Raw genomic sequence first — 15,408 nt, 5'->3', positions numbered from 1 at the left:
CGTGACGGTTGGAGAAAGGAGCGGACCATGAACCGTTACGAAGGACGCCGCGTGCTGGTCACCGGAGCGGGCTCGGGCATCGGGCAGGCGACGGTCCTGCGGATGCTGGCCGAGGGCGGGCGCGTCGTCGCCGCTGACGTGAGCGAAGCGGGCCTGGCGGACACCGTCGAGAAGGCGGGCGACGCTGCGGACCGACTGGGCACTGTGGTCGTGAACGTCGCCGACGAAGCGTCGGTGAAGGCTGGGGTCGCGTCGGCGGTCGAGCAGCTCGGCGGGCTGGACGCGCTGGTCAACGCCGCGGGCATTCTGCGGTCGGCGCACACTCACGAGATGCCGCTCGAAGCGTTCGAGCAGGTGCTGCGCGTCAACCTGGTCGGCACGTTCCTGGTGATCCGCGAGTCGATTCCGGCACTGCGCGAAGGCAGTAGCCCGGCGGTGGTGAATTTCAGTTCGACGTCGGCGATGTTCGCGCACCCGTACATGGCGGCGTACGCGGCGAGCAAGGGCGGCATCCAGTCGATGACGCACGCGCTGGCGTCCGAATACGCGAAGGACGGCATCCGCTTCACCGCCGTGCAGCCCGGTTCGATCTCGTCCGGCATGACCGACGGCAGCGGCAAGAGCAAGCAGAGCGTCGGCCCCGGCTTCCCCGAGGACGCTGATTTCACGCTGCTCGGCAAGCTGCTTCCCGCGCTGGGCCAGGGATTCGCCGGTCCCGAGACGGTCGCGTCGGTCGTCGCGATGCTCGCCAGCGAGGACGCGGCGTTCATCACCGGCACCGAGGTCCGCATCGACGGCGGCACGCACTTCTGATGCGCGATTTGTTCAAGAACTGGCGGGCGGCCGGGCCGTAGCGTCGCGGCATGACAAAGTTCTCGACCGCGCGCTGCGAGGTGCCGCGATGATCCTCGTGACCGGCGGGCTCGGCATGATCGGCGCGCACACGGCCAGGGCGCTCGCCGACCTCGGGGAAGACGTCCTGGTCACCGGGCACCGGCGGACGGACGTCCCGTCGTTCCTGGCGGGCCGGGTCGCCGTGGAAACGCTCGACGTGACCGACCGGGACGCTTTCCTCGCGCTCGGCGACCGGTACGACATCACCGCGATCGTCCACCTGGCGGGCAGCATCCCGGGCGACGACCCGGTGGAGTTCTTCCGGACGGACCTGGCCGGCCTGACCAACGCCCTGGACGCGGCCCGGACGTGGCGGGTGCGGCGGTTCGCGGTCGCGAGCAGCCTCGGCGTGTACATCGGACGCGACGAGCCGTCCTGGCACGAGGAGCTGCCGCTGCCGACCGCGGATCTGCCGCACCTGATCGTCGCGTTCAAGAAAGCCGTCGAACCGCTGACGACGCACAGCCTGCAGGGGAGCGGCGTCGAGCCGGTGGTGCTGCGGATCGGGACCGTGTGGGGTCCGCTCGTGGACCCGGAATCGCCGTTCTTCCCGATTCCGGCGTATCTCAACGCTGGGCTGTGCGGCGCCACGCCACGTGAGCTGGTCGCCGACGAGGGGTTCGACTGCTGCTACGCCCCGGACGCCGGGCGCGCGATCGCCTTGCTGACCACGGCGCCTTCGTTGAGATATCAGACGTACAACGTGTCGAGCGGACAACCGGTGACGAACCGGGAGTTCGCGGAGGCGCTGGCGGAACTGGTGCCGGGCCTGCCGGACCACCTTCAACCGGGCGGCGAGACGGGGCCGTATCTGGATATTTCGCGGCTGCGGGAGGAAACGGGCTTCGCGCCGGAGTTCGACGTGCGCGCGGCGGTGGCGGATTACGCGCAGTGGCGGAAGACGAATCCGCGCTGACCGACTGGCCACAGTGGACGGTGCGGGCGGTGGTGCGAGAATGGCCGGATGGCAGCGGAACAGGGCGTCGAATCCGAGACCGACCGGGTCGTCCGGCGGCTCCGGGACGAGATCCTGGACGGGGCGCGCAAGCCGGGCAGCAAGCTGGTCGAGCGGGATCTCGCCGCGGACCTGGGCGTGAGCCGGGTCCCGGTGCGGGACGCGCTGAAAGCACTGGTCGCGGAAGGCCTGGTCACGCCGAGGCCGCGGACGTGGGCGGTGGTGCGGGAGTTCACCGCGAGCGATATCGCGGACCTGCAGGAAGTGCGTGCGGCGCTGGAAGTCCTGACGTTCAAGCTCGCGGCGACCCGGCATTCGCGTGCCGGGCTGGAGCGGCTCCGTGCCGCGCTGGAGGAGGAAACGGCCGCCGCCGCTGCCGGGGACGCGGTGACGGCGCATCGTGCGGCGGCCGATTTCCACGAGGCCGTGACGGCGATGGCCGGGAATGAACTGCTGAACGAGCTGGAACTGACGCTGCGCAGCCGGATGCGGTGGCTGCTGGGACAGCACGAGGATCTGGAGCGGGTGGCGGGGGAGCACCGCGAGCTGTACGAGGCGATCGCGCGGCGGGATGTGGACACCGTCGAGGCGCTGGTGATGGAGCACATGGAGAGCGGGCGGCATTTGCGCGGGCTGGGGCGCGGCGAAGCCTGACCGCCTCGGGGCGTCCGATCGCGAAGGGCGCGGCCACAGGTCCGTGAAGGGCTCCTTGAGGGAATCAGATTCCCCCAAGGAGTCCTTCACGGACGGTGCCCCAGAGTTTGCCGGTCCGTCGTGGCGGTATCGCTGGGGTGAGCAAGCTGCCGCCCGCTAGCGGCTGAATCAAGAAGATTTGGTAGGCCGCACTTCGCTCAGGCGAGGTGCGGCCATTTTGCGCTGCGCCAAGAAGCAAACGGCAGGGCAACAATCCTCGAAGACACTCTTGTGATCTTGTGCGAGCACTTGGTATACCAAACGCCATCGTTTCGCTCTCGCTGAGGAGAACCCCGTGCAAGGTGTCGACACGGCCGCCGCCCCGGTCGCGGCGGTCCGCTCCGGCCGCACCCTCGTGGGCACGGCCTGGCTGCGGATCCGGCGCAGCCGCGTCGCGATGGCGGCGCTGGTCGCGGTGTGCCTGATCGTGCTGTTCGCGATCCTCGCCCCGGTGCTGACCGGCATCGAGGGCTCCGACCCGTTCACCGCGCACACCGGCCCGGACTTCCTCGACGGCTTCACCACTCCCGGCCTGCCGCTGGACTACTACCGCTACCCGTCGGGCGAGCACTGGCTGGGCCTCGAACCCGGCCTCGGCCGCGACATCTTCGCGCGGATGGCCTACGGCGCACGGGTTTCGCTGACCATCGCGCTGCTGGCGACCGTCGTCTCAGTCGTGCTGGGCACCGTGCTCGGCGCGGCGGCCGGCTACTTCGGCGGCAAGACCGACATGGTCATCAGCCGGATCATGGACCTGTTCCTCGCGTTCCCGCACCTGCTGCTGGTGCTGTCGCTGACGCCGATCCTGCAGTCCCGGCTGCGCGGCACCGCGCTCGATTCGGGCAGCCTGATCCCGATCTCCTCGCTGGTGATCATCCTCGGCTTCTTCGGCTGGGCGTACCTCGCGCGCGTGGTGCGCGGCCAGGTGCTCTCGATCCGCGAGCAGGAATACGTCGAGGCGGCGAAGGCGTTCGGCGCGAGCCGCCGGTCGATCATCCTGAAGCAGATCATCCCGAACGTGCTGGGCGTCGTGCTCGTGTACGCGACCATGCTGATCCCGATCAACATCACCGCCGAGGCCGCGCTGTCGTTCCTCGGCGTCGGTGTGAAAGACCCGACGCCGTCCTGGGGCCAGATGCTCAACGCGGCACAGGCGGGCAACTGGTATCTCTCCGACCCCTGGTTCCTGGCGGTGCCCGCGGGCGCGCTGGCGATCACGGTCCTGGCTTTCAACCTGCTCGGCGACGCTGTCCGGGACGCACTCGACCCCAAGGCCTCCCGCCGCTGATTTCCCTTCTGCATAAGGAGTAGTTCGTGAAGAAAAGCACCACTGCGGCGGGAGTGCTGGCGCTCGCCGCCGGGCTCGCCTTGACCGCGTGCGGCGGCCCGAAACCCGCCGCGGGCGCGGGCAACGGGCAGCAGGACGTGACCAAACGCGCCGCCGTGAAGGTGGCCGAGGGGTCGACGGCGAAGGGCGGCGACATCCACGTCCTGATGTCGTCGGACTTCCAGACCCTCGACCCGGGCAACAGCAACTACGTCCAGACTGCCAACGTCGGCCAGCTGTACTACCGCACCCTGACCATGGCGAAGGAGACCTCCGGCAAGCCGCCGACGATCGTGCCCGACCTGGCGACGGACCTGGGCAAGGCGTCGGCGGACGGCCTGACCTGGACGTACACCCTGCGCCAGGGCCTCAAGTACGAGGACGGCACGCCGATCACCGCGCAGGACATCAAGTACGGCGTCGAGCGCACCTACGCGCGTGACGTATTCACCCAGGCCCCGCAGGAACTTGACTCCGCGCTGACCGACGACGGCTACAAGGGCCCGTACAAGGGCGGCGACTTCAAGGCCATCGACACCCCGGACGAGCACACGGTCGTCTTCCACCTGAAGCAGCCGTTCGCCGAGTTCCCCGCGCTGGTGTCGCGGTCGAACACCGCGCCGGTGCCGCAGGCGAAGGACACCAAACTCGACTACACGAACCACCCGGTGTCCAGCGGTCCGTACAAGATCGCTTCCTACGACCGCGGCCGCAGCCTGAAGCTGGTCCGCAACCCGAACTGGGACGCCGCGACCGACCCGAACCGCCCGGCGTTGCCCGACACGTTCACCTTCACGCTGTCGACCGCGCAGGCGACGATCAGCCAGCAGCTGCTGTCGAACGCGGACCCGACCGCGCTCACGCTGGACACCCAGGGCGCGCTGCAGCCGTCGGACATCGCGAAACTGTCCGCCGAGGACATCTCCAAGCGCACCGCCGCCGGTCTGCTCGGCTGCACTGACGTGCTGAACTTCAACACCACGACCATCACCGACCCGGACGTCCGCAAGGCGTTCGCGCTGGCGCTGGACCGCAACGCGATCCTGCTGCAGTACGGCGGCGAGCGGTTCGGCAACATCCCGCAGTCGTACATCAACGACGCGCAGAAGGGATATGTCGAGCAGCACACCGCACTGGACCCGAAGGGCCAGCCGAAGCTCGACGAGGCGAAGAAGCTGTTGCAGGGCAAGAACTATCCCAAGTCGCTGGTGTACGGGTATGCCGAGGCGTCTTCGAAGTACAAGGGTGTCGGCACCGTCCTGCAGCAGAACCTGAAGGCGCTGGGCGTCGACGTGCAGCTGCGCCCGATCCCGACCGCCAACTACTACACCGTGCTCGCCGGCGACCAGATGCCCGACATCGCGCGTTCCGGCTGGTGCGGCGGCGCGGACAGCGCGTCGGTGCGGTTCACGGTCGACCCGAACATCGGCCCGAGCCTCGACGGCAAGACCTACGGTTTCTCGAACATCCCGCGGTACTACGACGCCAAGCTGTCCGGCGACCTGTACCGGCTGCGCGGGCAGAACGGGTCCGCCGAGGAGCTGGGCCGCAAGTGGGCGACCGCGATGGACCAGATCATGCAGCAGTACCCGCTCGTGCCGCTGGTGCGCAACTACACCTACAGCGTGGTCGGGTCCAAGGTGCGCAACGCCCAAGTCGGCTACTTCTTCGGGTCCATCGACCTGTCGGCCGTCGGCGTCGGGCAGTAGCACCCCAGCGAGCACTCGAGCGAGCGCTCCAGTGACGAGAGAGGATTCCCCGGCGATGCGGTGTCCACAGTGGACCAGGCGGGTGCGGACGTGATCGGATTCCTGGCGCGGCGCGCGGCCGCGATGATCGTCCTGCTGGTCGTGATCAGCTTCGTCACGTTCGCGCTGTTCCAGATCGGCCCGGCCGATCCGGCCGCCGCCGCGTGCGGGCAGGAATGCACGCCGGAGCGGATCGACCAGGCCCGGATCGCGCTGGGCATGGACAAGCCGTTCTTCGTGCAATACCTGGACTACCTGTCCGGTTTCGTGCACAGCCGGATGATCGGAGCCCCCGGTGCGCTGACGGTGTGCGCGTGGCCGTGCCTCGGCAAGTCGTTCCAGACCAACGAAGCGGTGACCGACGTCCTTGCCCGCGCGCTGCCGTACACGGTGTCGATCGCGGTCGGCGCGGTTCTGCTGTGGACGGTCGCCGGGGTCTCGCTGGGTCTCCTCGCGGCGCTGCGCAAGGGGCGGGCCGCCGACAAGCTGATCGTCGGCGCCGCCTCGGGCGGAGTGTCGCTGCCGATCCCGGTGACGGGATTGTTGCTGCTGCTCGTGTTCGTGAGCACGCTGCACCTGCTTCCGTTCACCAGCAACGAGATCTCGTCGCCGTTCGGCCCGGCCGGACCGCTCGGCTGGTTCGGCAACTACCTCCTGCCGTGGGTGGCGCTGGCATTGTTGTTCAGCGCGCAGTACATCCGGATCACCCGGACCGCGATGCTGGAGACCTTCGGCGAGGACTTCATGCGCACGGCCAGGGCGATGGGGCTGCCGCGCCGGCGCGTCGTGTTCAAGCACGGCGTGCGGGCGGGCATCACCCCGATCGTCACCATGCTCGGCCTCGACATCGGCAGCCTGCTGGGCGGCGCGGTGCTGACCGAGCAGATCTTCTCCGTGCCGGGCGTCGGGTTCACCGCGGTGCACGCGGCGCAGTCCGGCGACCTGCCGGTGACGATGGCCATCACGATGGTGGCCGCGTTCTTCATCATCGTGGCCAACGTGGTCGTCGACCTCTGCTACGCGGTGATCGACCCCCGAGTGAGAGTCTGAGGGCACGTGTCTGCAACCGAAACGCCGCTGCTGGCGGTCCGCGATCTGCGCGTCAGTTTCCCGACCGACGACGGCGTCGTGCACGCGGTCAACGGGATGGACCTGACGCTCGGCAAAGGCGAGACGATCGGGCTGGTCGGGGAGTCGGGGTCCGGCAAGACCGTGACCAGCCAGGCGCTGCTGGGCCTGTTCAAAGGCTCGTCGGCGACGGTGACCGGGGAGATCCTGCTCGACGGGACGGACCTGAACACCCTCTCCGAACCCGCGATGCTGGCGTACCGGGGCAAGAAGATCTCGATGATCTTCCAGGACCCGCTGTCGGCGATGCATCCGTTCTACACCGTCGGTTCGCAGATCGCCGAGGTGTACCGGACGCACAACCGAGTGTCGCGCAAGGCCGCGGCCGAGGTCGCGATCGACATGCTGGGGCGAGTCGGCATCCCCGATCCGCGCCGTCGCGCGGCCGCGTACCCGCACGAGTTCTCCGGCGGGATGCGGCAGCGGGCGATGATCGCGATGGCGCTGGTGTGCGAGCCGGAGCTGCTCGTCGCGGACGAGCCGACCACGGCGCTGGACGTGACCGTGCAGGCGCAGATCCTGGACCTGATCGGCGAACTGCAGGCCGAGACCGGCACTGCGGTGATCATGGTGACGCACGATCTCGGCGTGGTGGCACAGGTATGTCACCGGGTCGCGGTGATGTACGGCGGGATGTGCATGGAGGTCGCGTCCGTCGGCGACCTCTTCGCCGCGCCCGGCCACCCCTACACCCAGGGCTTGCTGGCCTCGATGCCGTCGCTGGCGGAGGAAACCGGACGGCTGCGGCCGATCCCGGGCTTCCCGCCCGCGCTGCTCGACCTTCCCGCCGGCTGCTTGTTCGCCGACCGGTGCCCGCAGGCGTCGTCGGTGGCTGACGACCGGTGCCGTACGGAGGTGCCGTTGCTGTCCGGTGCCGGGCATCTGTCGCGGTGTCATCTCGGGGAGGCAGCGTGACCGAGCTGCTGGAGGTCCGGGACCTCGTGAAGCATTTCCCGGTGCGCTCCGGGCTGTTCCGTTCGGCGGGAGCGCTGAAGGCCGTGGACGGGATCAGCTTCTCGATCGGGGTCGGGCAGACGCTCGGCCTGGTCGGCGAATCCGGGTGCGGCAAGTCCACGACCGGCAGGCTGGTGATGCGCCTGCTGGACCCGACGTCGGGCAGCATCCGGCTGGCCGGGGAGGAAATCGGCGCCCTGCGCGGCGCAGCCCTGCAGGAATACCGGCGGCGGGTGCAGATCGTCTTCCAGAACCCGGCCTCGGCGCTGAACCCGCGCCAGTCGGTCGGCACCGCGATCGCCGCGCCGCTGCTCGCGCAGGGCATCACACCGCCTGGCGGGGTGAAGGCGCGGGTGCGGGACCTGATGGACCGGGTGGGCCTGCGGCCGGACCACTACAACCGGTTCCCGCACGAGTTCTCCGGCGGGCAGAAACAGCGGGTCGGCATCGCGCGGGCGCTGGCGCTGGACCCGCGGCTGATCGTCTGCGACGAGCCGGTGTCCGCTTTGGACGTTTCAGTGCAGGCGCAGGTGATCAACCTGCTGCAGGACATCCAGCAGGAGACCGGGGTGGCATATCTGTTTATCTCGCACGACCTGTCCGTGGTGCGCCACTTCGCCGACCAGGTGGCGGTGATGTACCTGGGACACCTGGCGGAACACGGCCCGACTTCGGAAGTCTTCGCGGCACCGCGCCATCCCTACACGCGGGCGCTGCTGTCGGCCGTGCCTTCTCCTTCGCCGGGCGCGGACCGCGCTGGCCGGATCCGGCTGGCTGGCGACTTGCCCAGCCCCTCGGACCCGCCGAGCGGTTGCGTCTTCCGGACCCGGTGCCCGGTTTACGCGGCGCTGGGGGAGCCGGAGCAGCGGTTGTGCCGGGAGCAGGTGCCCGTTTCCGCTTCGGGCGCGGCCTGCCACCACGTGGAAGCTTCTTTGTCTCTGTGAGGTGGTTTCCCCGGCTTTTCCGGCCGGGGAAACCCATTTCGCTCAGTTCGTGTGCGAGATTTCGATGTAGTGCTTGCCTTTCATGGGAATGCATTCGGCGCCGTCGACCGTGGGGTCCGGCGGCAGGGCGCGCAGAGCGTGGACACAATCGTCCGGGGTTTCGTACGGCCCTTTGTACTCGAGGTGGCTGGCGAACGCGGTGCCGCTGAGCACCAGAGAACCGCCGGTGACAGCGACGCAGACGGCAGCAGTGGCCCAGAATTTCCGCACGGTCATTTCGCTTCCTCCCGGTCGCGGCGATCATGCCGACCGCCCTCACTGCCATCCCTACCCTCTCCGATTCGCGCCGAACCGGTTCCTGCCTGTTCGGCTAGAAGGAATTGATCGAACGGGCACCGGACGCAACCCCTTGCCGGAACGGCAAGTTTCCGTGCCACCGCTGGGTGCGGCTGGCGAAACTGGGCCACATGATCACCGCATCCCGGCTGGTGCCGCGCTCGTTCGCGGCGCTTGCCCTGTCCCTCTTGCTCACTATCGGCACCGTGGCCTGCTCCGCCCCTCCTTCTTATGCCGTCGCCACCGAAAACGATCCCGCGTTCCAGAGCACCTTCCGGCACGAATTCGCCGACGTCAACGGCGTCCGCATGCACTACGTCACCGGCGGGAGCGGCAGCCCGGTCGTGTTGATCCACGGCTGGCCGCAGACCTGGTACGGCTGGTGGCCGGTCATGCCCGCGCTGGCGAAACACCACACCGTCTACGCGATCGACCTTCCCGGGCTGGGCGACAGCACCGGCACTCCGAGCGGATACGACAAAGCCACACTGGCGCGGTACGTGCACACCCTGATCGCCGAGCGACTGAAAATCCGGGACGCCGCCGTCATCGGCCACGATTTCGGTGCTGCAGTGGCATTCCAGTATGCCAGCCAATTTCCAGGCGATACTTCCCGGCTCGGCTATTTCGATCTGCCGTTGCCCGGCCCCGCGATCAATGCGGCTACTTACCGGACGTTGAGCTGGCACATCGCTTTCCACTCCCAACGCCGGGTTCCCGAAGCGGTAGTCGGCGATGACGTCCGCGAGTATCTCGCGCTGTTCTACCCGCAGGTTTCCTTTGGCGGTAAGGCATTCGGCGGCACCTCGGAGAAATCTCCGTTCACCGACGCCGAAATCAACGAGTACACCCGCACCTACAGCCAGCCCGCGGTCCTGTCCGGTGGCTTCGAGCTTTACCGGGCGCTGGACAAGGACGTCCGCGACACGGTGGCTGCGGCACCGGTGAAGGTGCCGACGTTGCTCCTGACCGCCCAGGGCCAGCTCGACGCGATCCGGGCGACTGTGGCTCCGCGGGTGACCGACATCGTCCAGGCGGCGGACGTGCCGCATGCGGGGCATTGGCTGGTCGAGGAGAATCCGCAGTTCGTGGCGGGGGAGGTGGAACGCTTCCTGGACCGTTAACCGCGGTGCTTGCGGCGGTAGACCAGGGTGGCGAAGACGTATGCGAGCGCGAGGACGCCGATACACCAGCCGAGGGCGGTCCAGATTTCAGCGCCGACTGGCTGCTGGGTCAGCAGACCGCGGATGGCGTTGACAATGGACGTCGTCGGCTGGTGTTCGGCGAAGGCGCGCACCGGCCCGGGCATGGTGCTCGTCGGGACGAAAGCCGAGCTGACGAACGGCAGGAAGATGAGCGGATAGGAGAACGCGCTCGCGCCGTCGCCCGATCTCGCGGTCAGGCCGGGGATGACGGCGAGCCAGGTCAGCGCCAGGATGAACAGGAGCAGGATCCCGGCGACCGCGAGCCAGGCCGGTATTCCCGCTCCGGAACGGAATCCCATCAGCACCGCGACGCCCACGACAATCGCGACCGAGACGAGGTTGGCGACCAGCGACGTCAGCACGTGTCCCCACAGGACGGCGGACCGGGCGATCGGCATGGACCGGAATCGCTCGAAGATGCCGCTCTGCAGGTCCTGGAACAGCCGGAACGCGGTGTAGGAGATGCCGGAGGCGACGGTGATGAGCAGGATGCCGGGCAGCAGGTAGGTCACATAGCTGACGGAACCGTGCTGGATCGCGCCGCCGAAGACGTAGACGAACATCAGCAGGAAGGCGATCGGCAGGACGGCGGTCGTGATGACGGTGTCCGGGCTGCGCGCGATGCGGCGCAAGGAGCGTCCTAACAGGACAACGGTGTCGGCGAAGAAGTGTTTGGTCATCAGTGCTCCTCGACGATCGCGAAGAAGACGTCTTCGAGCGTCGGCTGTTTCTCGACGTATTCGGCCCTTGCCGGCGGCAGCAGCTGCTTGAGTTCGGCGAGGGTGCCGTTCACGATGATCCGGCCATGGTGCAGGATCGCGATCCGGTCGGCGAGCTGCTCGGCCTCGTCCAGGTACTGGGTCGTGAGCAGCACGGTCGTGCCGTGCCCGGCGAGTTCCTTGACGGCCTGCCACACCTCGGCGCGCGCTCGCGGGTCGAGGCCGGTGGTCGGCTCGTCGAAGAAGACGACCGGCGGGTTCCCGATCAGGCTCATCGCGAGGTCGAGGCGGCGGCGCATGCCTCCCGAATACGTCGCCGCCCGCCGCGCGGCCGCGTCCTGCAAGGAGAACCGGGCGAGCAGATCGTCCGCGATCGGGCCTGGGTTTCGGAGGTGCCGCAACCGGGCGACGAGCACGAGATTCTCCCGGCCGGTGAGGATTTCGTCCACGGCTGCGAACTGTCCGGTGAGGCTGACGGATTCGCGTACCTCCGCCGAGTGCGCGGCGACGTCGAATCCGTTGACGCGTGCCGTTCCCGCGTCGGCCTTCAGCAGGGTGGCGAGGATGCGCACGACCGTCGTCTTGCCCGCCCCGTTCGAGCCGAGCAGCGCGAAGATGCTGCCCCGTGCCACGTCGAAGTCCACGCCGCGCAGCACAGGCAGCGTTTTGTACGATTTTTCCAGGCCGCGCACCCGGATCGCGGGTTCGGCGGGCTTGGCCATCGGCGGATTTCCTTTCTTGGCACGGCTGAACGGCCAGAACCTATCGGCGTTCTTCCGCGCCCGGGAAATTCCGCGGCTCGCCGCGTTGAGATATCCGTGCAGGTCAGGCTCGGCTTTTCGGTGCATCAGGAATAGGGTTATTGCAACGAGGAGGTCTGAGATGCCAGGGTCCCGGCTCACTCGCCGCGACCGGCGGGTCATCGCCGCCGGTCTGTCCGACGGGCTCGGCTACGCGGAGATCGCGCGCCGGCTGGCCCGGCCCACGTCCACGGTGAGCCGGGAAGTCGCGCGCAACGGCGGTCGTGCCGGGTACACGCCGGACGCTGCCCAGCAAGCTGCGAAACGGCGCGTGCACCACCGCAAACCCGGTGCTGTGCCAAGCCGTCCGGCGGAAACCTCGGTCGAGCAGCAGCTGGCCGCCACGCTGATCGGCACCGGCCTTCCCAGCATGGCCGGGAGAGTGCTCGCCGCGCTGCTCGTCACGGACGACACCGGGATGAGCGCCGCGGAGCTGGTTCGGCAGCTGCGGGTGAGCCCGGCGTCGATTTCCACCTCAGTCCGGTATCTCGAAGGCGAGGGGTTGCTTCGCCGGGAGCGGCCCCGGAGAGGCCGGGCGGAACGGTACGAGGTCGGTCCGGACGCGTGGTTTCAGGCGTTCCTCGCCAGCGCACAGCGGAATCACCAGCTCGCCGACACCGCGCGCCGCGGAGCCGCTCGTCTCGGCCGGTCGACTCCGGCCGGCGCGCGGCTGCACGCGCTGAGCCGGTTCCACCAGCAGCTCACCGACGACATCATCGAGCGGGCCCGGCATTGGCGATCCGTGCTCCACTCGCTGGAGCCGACCCGGCGAGACGTCAATCGGTCCAGCACTGCCGGATGAGGCGTTCCAGCTCGTCCAGATGACACCGGGCTTCCCGCGCCTGCTCGGCCTCGGCCGTGTCGAAGAGCTGCTCCAGTTCGAGGAGCGCGGCTTGCGCCCGCTGCGCTGGCGAGCTCGAGCCCGCCCAGGACTCGCTCCACTGGCCGGACCCTTCCCGGCTCACCGCGGACCGGAAGATCAGCTCTTCCACGGTATCCGTGGCCAGCTCGAGTTCAGCCGCCCAGGAGGTCAGCAACCCGACGTACTTTTCATAGACCGTGGGCCGCCATTCGTCGATCATCAGGTGCTGGCCGGTGTGCGTCGAGACCCACCGGCGGACCACGGCGTCCAGGATCGGGGCGTTGTCGGGGGAATGAGCGGCGGTGACGAACCGCAGGTACTTGGTGCCGAAAGCCACGCCCAGGTAGCGCAGCGGCTTGCCCGCCAGATCGCGGAAGGCCGCCAACCCGCCCTGCTCACGCGCGACGACGGCCACGTCCGCCAGCCGATCGACAGCGTCCGGGTTCTCGGTCAGCACGCGGGCGGTGCGCCAAGGGCCGTAACCGACACGTCCGTATCCCCAGATCATCGCGGCCAGGAACGAGCGTTCCGCACCCTCCGGGGTCGTCGCGTCCGCCGCGTGGCGGGTGGCTTCGGCCCGGTCGATGCGGTCGGGCAGGGCGTCGAGGAACGCGTGCTGGCTCGGGAAGTACCTGCGCCAAGCCTCGCGGGACCAGCGGATCGGTGGCTGAACCGGCTTGCCCTGTTCCCGCCAGCGCTGGACGGTGGTGGTCAATGCGGCAGGAACTGGTATCTCACCCGAAGCTGCTGCCATACGTGTCCCCTTGCGTAGATGACCGTGGTACTACACGGCAATCCATCTGACCACTGGGCCTCCCCGCCAGCGCGAGCCGCGGACCGGACAGAGAGCTTGGAACAGGGCTGATCCAAGACTCGGCGCTCGGGTGAAAGCAGGACCGCCTCCGCCGATTAGGTCTAGACATCCGATGGATGCCCGACTTACGCTCCCGGCCGTCACCGTTCGGTCACGGATCCGACAGGAGGACCGCCGTGTCGATTCCCGCGAGCCTGGCGCTTGCCGCGGTACTGGCGGCCGGGGGAACGGCCGCTCCCGCCGCTTCGGACACCACCGGCTGCCACGGGCCGATCCGCCCGGCGGCGATCCAGACCGTGCAGTCGTGCGACGGCATGGACCGGATCGTCGCCAAAGCCGCCGCGACCGTGCCGCGCGCCGGACAGGTCGCTTGGCAGCAGCGGCCGGTCACCGCGTTCACGCACTTCGGCATGAACACCTTCACCGACCGGGAATGGGGCTCCGGCGCGGAAAAGGAGTCGACGTTCGCGCCACCCGCAGTCGACACCGACCAGTGGATGCGGTCGATGAAGGCGGCGGGCGTCACGCAAGTGATGCTGACCGCGAAGCACCACGACGGGTTTGTTCTCTACCCGACGCGCTACACGAACCATTCCGTCGTCGCGAGCCCGTGGTGGATCACGCCCGGGTGCGCCGACGACGCGGTGACGAAGGCCCGTGCGGCGGCGCAGAACGGCCGGGTGCAGGATCCGTCCGCGTATTGGCAGGTCCGCACCGCCGGCTGCGCCAATCCGCGCGGGGACATCCTGCGCGATTACGTTGATTCGGCGCGGAAAGCCGGGCTGAAAGTCGGCGTGTACCTGTCGCCCGCGGACGGTGCCGAGTTGCCCGCGCAGTTCTTCGCTGACCAGGTGAAACGGGTCGAGGCGAAGGTCGCGGCGGGACAGCCGTTGAGCATCGAGGAGCAGGCGACCTACGACGACCGGGCGAACACGCCCGCCGGTCAGGGCCGATACGGCACGGGCAGCGCGGCGAAGGCCCGCACGATCCCGTCGCTGGTCCCGAACGACGACCGGGCCGCGGCGCTGGCGGCCGGGAAGCTGCCGAAGTTCACCGTCACCGAGGACGATTACAACACCTACTACCTGAACCAGATCTACGAGTTGTTCACCCAGTACGGCCCCATCGACGAGCTGTGGCTGGACGGGGCGAATCCGTGGCGGGGCAACGGGATCAGCGAGACCTACGACTTCACGACCTGGTTCCGGATGATCCACGCGCTGTCGCCGGACACGGTCACGTTCGCCGGACCGGCGGGCGTGCGCTGGGTGGGCAACGAGCAAGGCCAGGCCCGCCAGACCGAGTGGAGTTCATTGCCGACCACCGGCGATCCGAACACCGCGCACAACGAGGAGTTGTTCGTCGGCGGCGCGGAGGGCGCCGACCTCGGTTCGCGGCAGGTGCTCGCCGACCCGTCCGTGCGGTACCTGGAATGGGCGCCGGCCGAAGCTGACGTATCAATCCGGCCGGGCTGGTTCTACCACCCGGACGAACAGCCCAAGACACCCGCGCAGCTCGTCGATCTCTACCGCGCCTCGGTGGGACGCAACGCCTCGCTGCTGCTGAACGTTCCGCCCGGACCGGACGGCCGCGTCGCTCCGGCGGACAGCGCGGCGCTGGCGTCCTTCGGGCAGGCCATCGCGAGGACACAGGCGCAGAACCTCGCCGCCGGTGCGCGGGGACTGAACGCGGTCACGGATTCCTCGCTCACCACGTCGTGGTCGCCGCCGCATGGTGCGCTCGCCGGGACGATGGACGTCGTGCTGCCTTCGGAGGTCGCCTTTGACCAGATCCGGCTGGGGGAGGACATCACCCACGGCCAGCACATCGAAGGCGCGACCGTACAGGCCGAAGTGGACGGTGCCTGGCGCACGATCGCGACTGTCACCACCGTCGGCGCCAACCGTCTCGTCACCCTCCCGTCGCCGGTCACCGCCCGCCACCTGCGCGTGGTCGTCACGCAGTCGCGGGCGACGCCGTATCTGGCTACCTTCGCGTTGTACCGCACTGTCCCCGCCGCCTGAGAGGA

General features: G+C 68.7%; 15 protein-coding genes. 11 read left to right on the top strand and 4 right to left on the bottom strand.

The window, feature by feature from the left end:
- Positions 1-27: 27 nt before the first annotated feature.
- The 8 genes from ACWDNU_RS05735 to ACWDNU_RS05700 all read left to right on the top strand — a co-directional run bounded on the left by ACWDNU_RS05735 (position 28) and on the right by ACWDNU_RS05700 (position 8,643).
- Positions 28-813: an SDR family NAD(P)-dependent oxidoreductase gene (locus ACWDNU_RS05735; RefSeq protein ID WP_449667917.1), complete on the top strand. Its 786-nt coding sequence runs from the start codon at positions 28-30 to the stop codon at positions 811-813.
- Positions 814-901: 88 nt separating this feature from the next.
- On the top strand, positions 902-1,810 hold the full coding sequence (locus ACWDNU_RS05730; protein WP_449667916.1) for an NAD-dependent epimerase/dehydratase family protein: 909 nt from the start codon (positions 902-904) through the stop codon (positions 1,808-1,810).
- 48 nt (positions 1,811-1,858) lie between these two features.
- Positions 1,859-2,503 carry a GntR family transcriptional regulator gene (locus ACWDNU_RS05725; RefSeq protein WP_449667915.1) on the top strand — a complete coding sequence of 215 codons (645 nt, stop codon included), beginning with the start codon at positions 1,859-1,861 and terminating at the stop codon, positions 2,501-2,503.
- 334 nt (positions 2,504-2,837) lie between these two features.
- Positions 2,838-3,830 (top strand): ABC transporter permease, encoded by a 993-nt coding sequence (locus ACWDNU_RS05720; protein WP_449667914.1) that lies wholly within the window; start codon positions 2,838-2,840, stop codon positions 3,828-3,830.
- A gap of 26 nt (positions 3,831-3,856) precedes the next feature.
- Positions 3,857-5,578 (top strand): ABC transporter substrate-binding protein, encoded by a 1,722-nt coding sequence (locus ACWDNU_RS05715; protein WP_449667913.1) that lies wholly within the window; start codon positions 3,857-3,859, stop codon positions 5,576-5,578.
- A 60-nt stretch (positions 5,579-5,638) separates the two neighbouring features.
- A complete protein-coding gene (locus ACWDNU_RS05710) occupies positions 5,639-6,667 on the top strand; it encodes an ABC transporter permease (RefSeq protein ID WP_370937848.1) in 1,029 nt (342 codons plus the stop codon).
- 6 nt (positions 6,668-6,673) lie between these two features.
- Positions 6,674-7,660 (top strand): ABC transporter ATP-binding protein, encoded by a 987-nt coding sequence (locus ACWDNU_RS05705; RefSeq protein WP_370937847.1) that lies wholly within the window; start codon positions 6,674-6,676, stop codon positions 7,658-7,660.
- Positions 7,657-8,643, top strand: coding sequence for an ABC transporter ATP-binding protein (locus ACWDNU_RS05700; protein WP_449667912.1), 987 nt, complete (start codon positions 7,657-7,659; stop codon positions 8,641-8,643). The genes ACWDNU_RS05705 and ACWDNU_RS05700 overlap by 4 nt, the downstream gene beginning before the upstream one ends.
- A 42-nt stretch (positions 8,644-8,685) precedes the next feature.
- On the opposite strand, the gene ACWDNU_RS05695 is transcribed toward ACWDNU_RS05700, so the two are convergent.
- Positions 8,686-8,919 carry a hypothetical protein gene (locus tag ACWDNU_RS05695; protein WP_449667911.1) on the bottom strand — a complete coding sequence of 78 codons (234 nt, stop codon included), beginning with the start codon at positions 8,917-8,919 and terminating at the stop codon, positions 8,686-8,688.
- A 191-nt stretch (positions 8,920-9,110) separates the two neighbouring features.
- Between ACWDNU_RS05695 and ACWDNU_RS05690 the strand changes: the two genes are divergently transcribed.
- Positions 9,111-10,103, top strand: a complete 993-nt coding sequence (locus tag ACWDNU_RS05690) for an alpha/beta fold hydrolase (RefSeq protein WP_449667910.1) — start codon at positions 9,111-9,113, stop codon at positions 10,101-10,103.
- Here ACWDNU_RS05690 and ACWDNU_RS05685 read toward each other — a convergent pair.
- Entirely contained in the window at positions 10,100-10,864 is a 765-nt protein-coding gene (locus ACWDNU_RS05685) for an ABC transporter permease (RefSeq protein WP_449667909.1), read from the bottom strand. The two genes, ACWDNU_RS05690 and ACWDNU_RS05685, sit on opposite strands and share 4 nt — an antisense overlap.
- Positions 10,864-11,625, bottom strand: a complete 762-nt coding sequence (locus ACWDNU_RS05680) for an ABC transporter ATP-binding protein (RefSeq protein WP_449667966.1) — start codon at positions 11,623-11,625, stop codon at positions 10,864-10,866. The genes ACWDNU_RS05685 and ACWDNU_RS05680 overlap by 1 nt, the downstream gene beginning before the upstream one ends.
- Before the next feature lie 160 nt (positions 11,626-11,785).
- Here ACWDNU_RS05680 and ACWDNU_RS05675 point away from each other — a divergent pair, with 160 nt between their 5' ends.
- Entirely contained in the window at positions 11,786-12,505 is a 720-nt protein-coding gene (locus tag ACWDNU_RS05675; RefSeq protein WP_449667908.1) for a helix-turn-helix domain-containing protein, read from the top strand.
- On the opposite strand, the gene ACWDNU_RS05670 is transcribed toward ACWDNU_RS05675, so the two are convergent.
- Entirely contained in the window at positions 12,480-13,280 is an 801-nt protein-coding gene (locus ACWDNU_RS05670; protein WP_449667907.1) for an 8-oxoguanine DNA glycosylase OGG fold protein, read from the bottom strand. The genes ACWDNU_RS05675 and ACWDNU_RS05670 overlap by 26 nt on opposite strands.
- A gap of 275 nt (positions 13,281-13,555) precedes the next feature.
- Here ACWDNU_RS05670 and ACWDNU_RS05665 point away from each other — a divergent pair, with 275 nt between their 5' ends.
- Positions 13,556-15,403, top strand: a complete 1,848-nt coding sequence (locus ACWDNU_RS05665) for an alpha-L-fucosidase (RefSeq protein ID WP_449667906.1) — start codon at positions 13,556-13,558, stop codon at positions 15,401-15,403.
- Positions 15,404-15,408: the final 5 nt, after the last annotated feature.

The sequence above is a fragment of the Amycolatopsis sp. NPDC003676 genome, from assembly GCF_053587275.1.
Note: the sequence above shows the minus strand (reverse complement) of the source record. Positions and strands in the feature narration are given on the sequence as shown.

What these genes read in the sequence shown, in the direction of transcription:
- ACWDNU_RS05735 (WP_449667917.1), top strand. Translation starts at nt 28, where the DNA reads ATGAACCGTTACGAAGGACGCCGCGTGCTGGTCACCGGAGCGGGCTCG.
- ACWDNU_RS05730 (WP_449667916.1), top strand. Translation starts at nt 902, where the DNA reads ATGATCCTCGTGACCGGCGGGCTCGGCATGATCGGCGCGCACACGGCC.
- ACWDNU_RS05725 (WP_449667915.1), top strand. Translation starts at nt 1,859, where the DNA reads ATGGCAGCGGAACAGGGCGTCGAATCCGAGACCGACCGGGTCGTCCGG.
- ACWDNU_RS05695 (WP_449667911.1), bottom strand. Translation starts at nt 8,919, where the DNA reads ATGACCGTGCGGAAATTCTGGGCCACTGCTGCCGTCTGCGTCGCTGTC.
- ACWDNU_RS05690 (WP_449667910.1), top strand. Translation starts at nt 9,111, where the DNA reads ATGATCACCGCATCCCGGCTGGTGCCGCGCTCGTTCGCGGCGCTTGCC.
- ACWDNU_RS05685 (WP_449667909.1), bottom strand. Translation starts at nt 10,864, where the DNA reads ATGACCAAACACTTCTTCGCCGACACCGTTGTCCTGTTAGGACGCTCC.
- ACWDNU_RS05680 (WP_449667966.1), bottom strand. Translation starts at nt 11,625, where the DNA reads ATGGCCAAGCCCGCCGAACCCGCGATCCGGGTGCGCGGCCTGGAAAAA.
- ACWDNU_RS05675 (WP_449667908.1), top strand. Translation starts at nt 11,786, where the DNA reads ATGCCAGGGTCCCGGCTCACTCGCCGCGACCGGCGGGTCATCGCCGCC.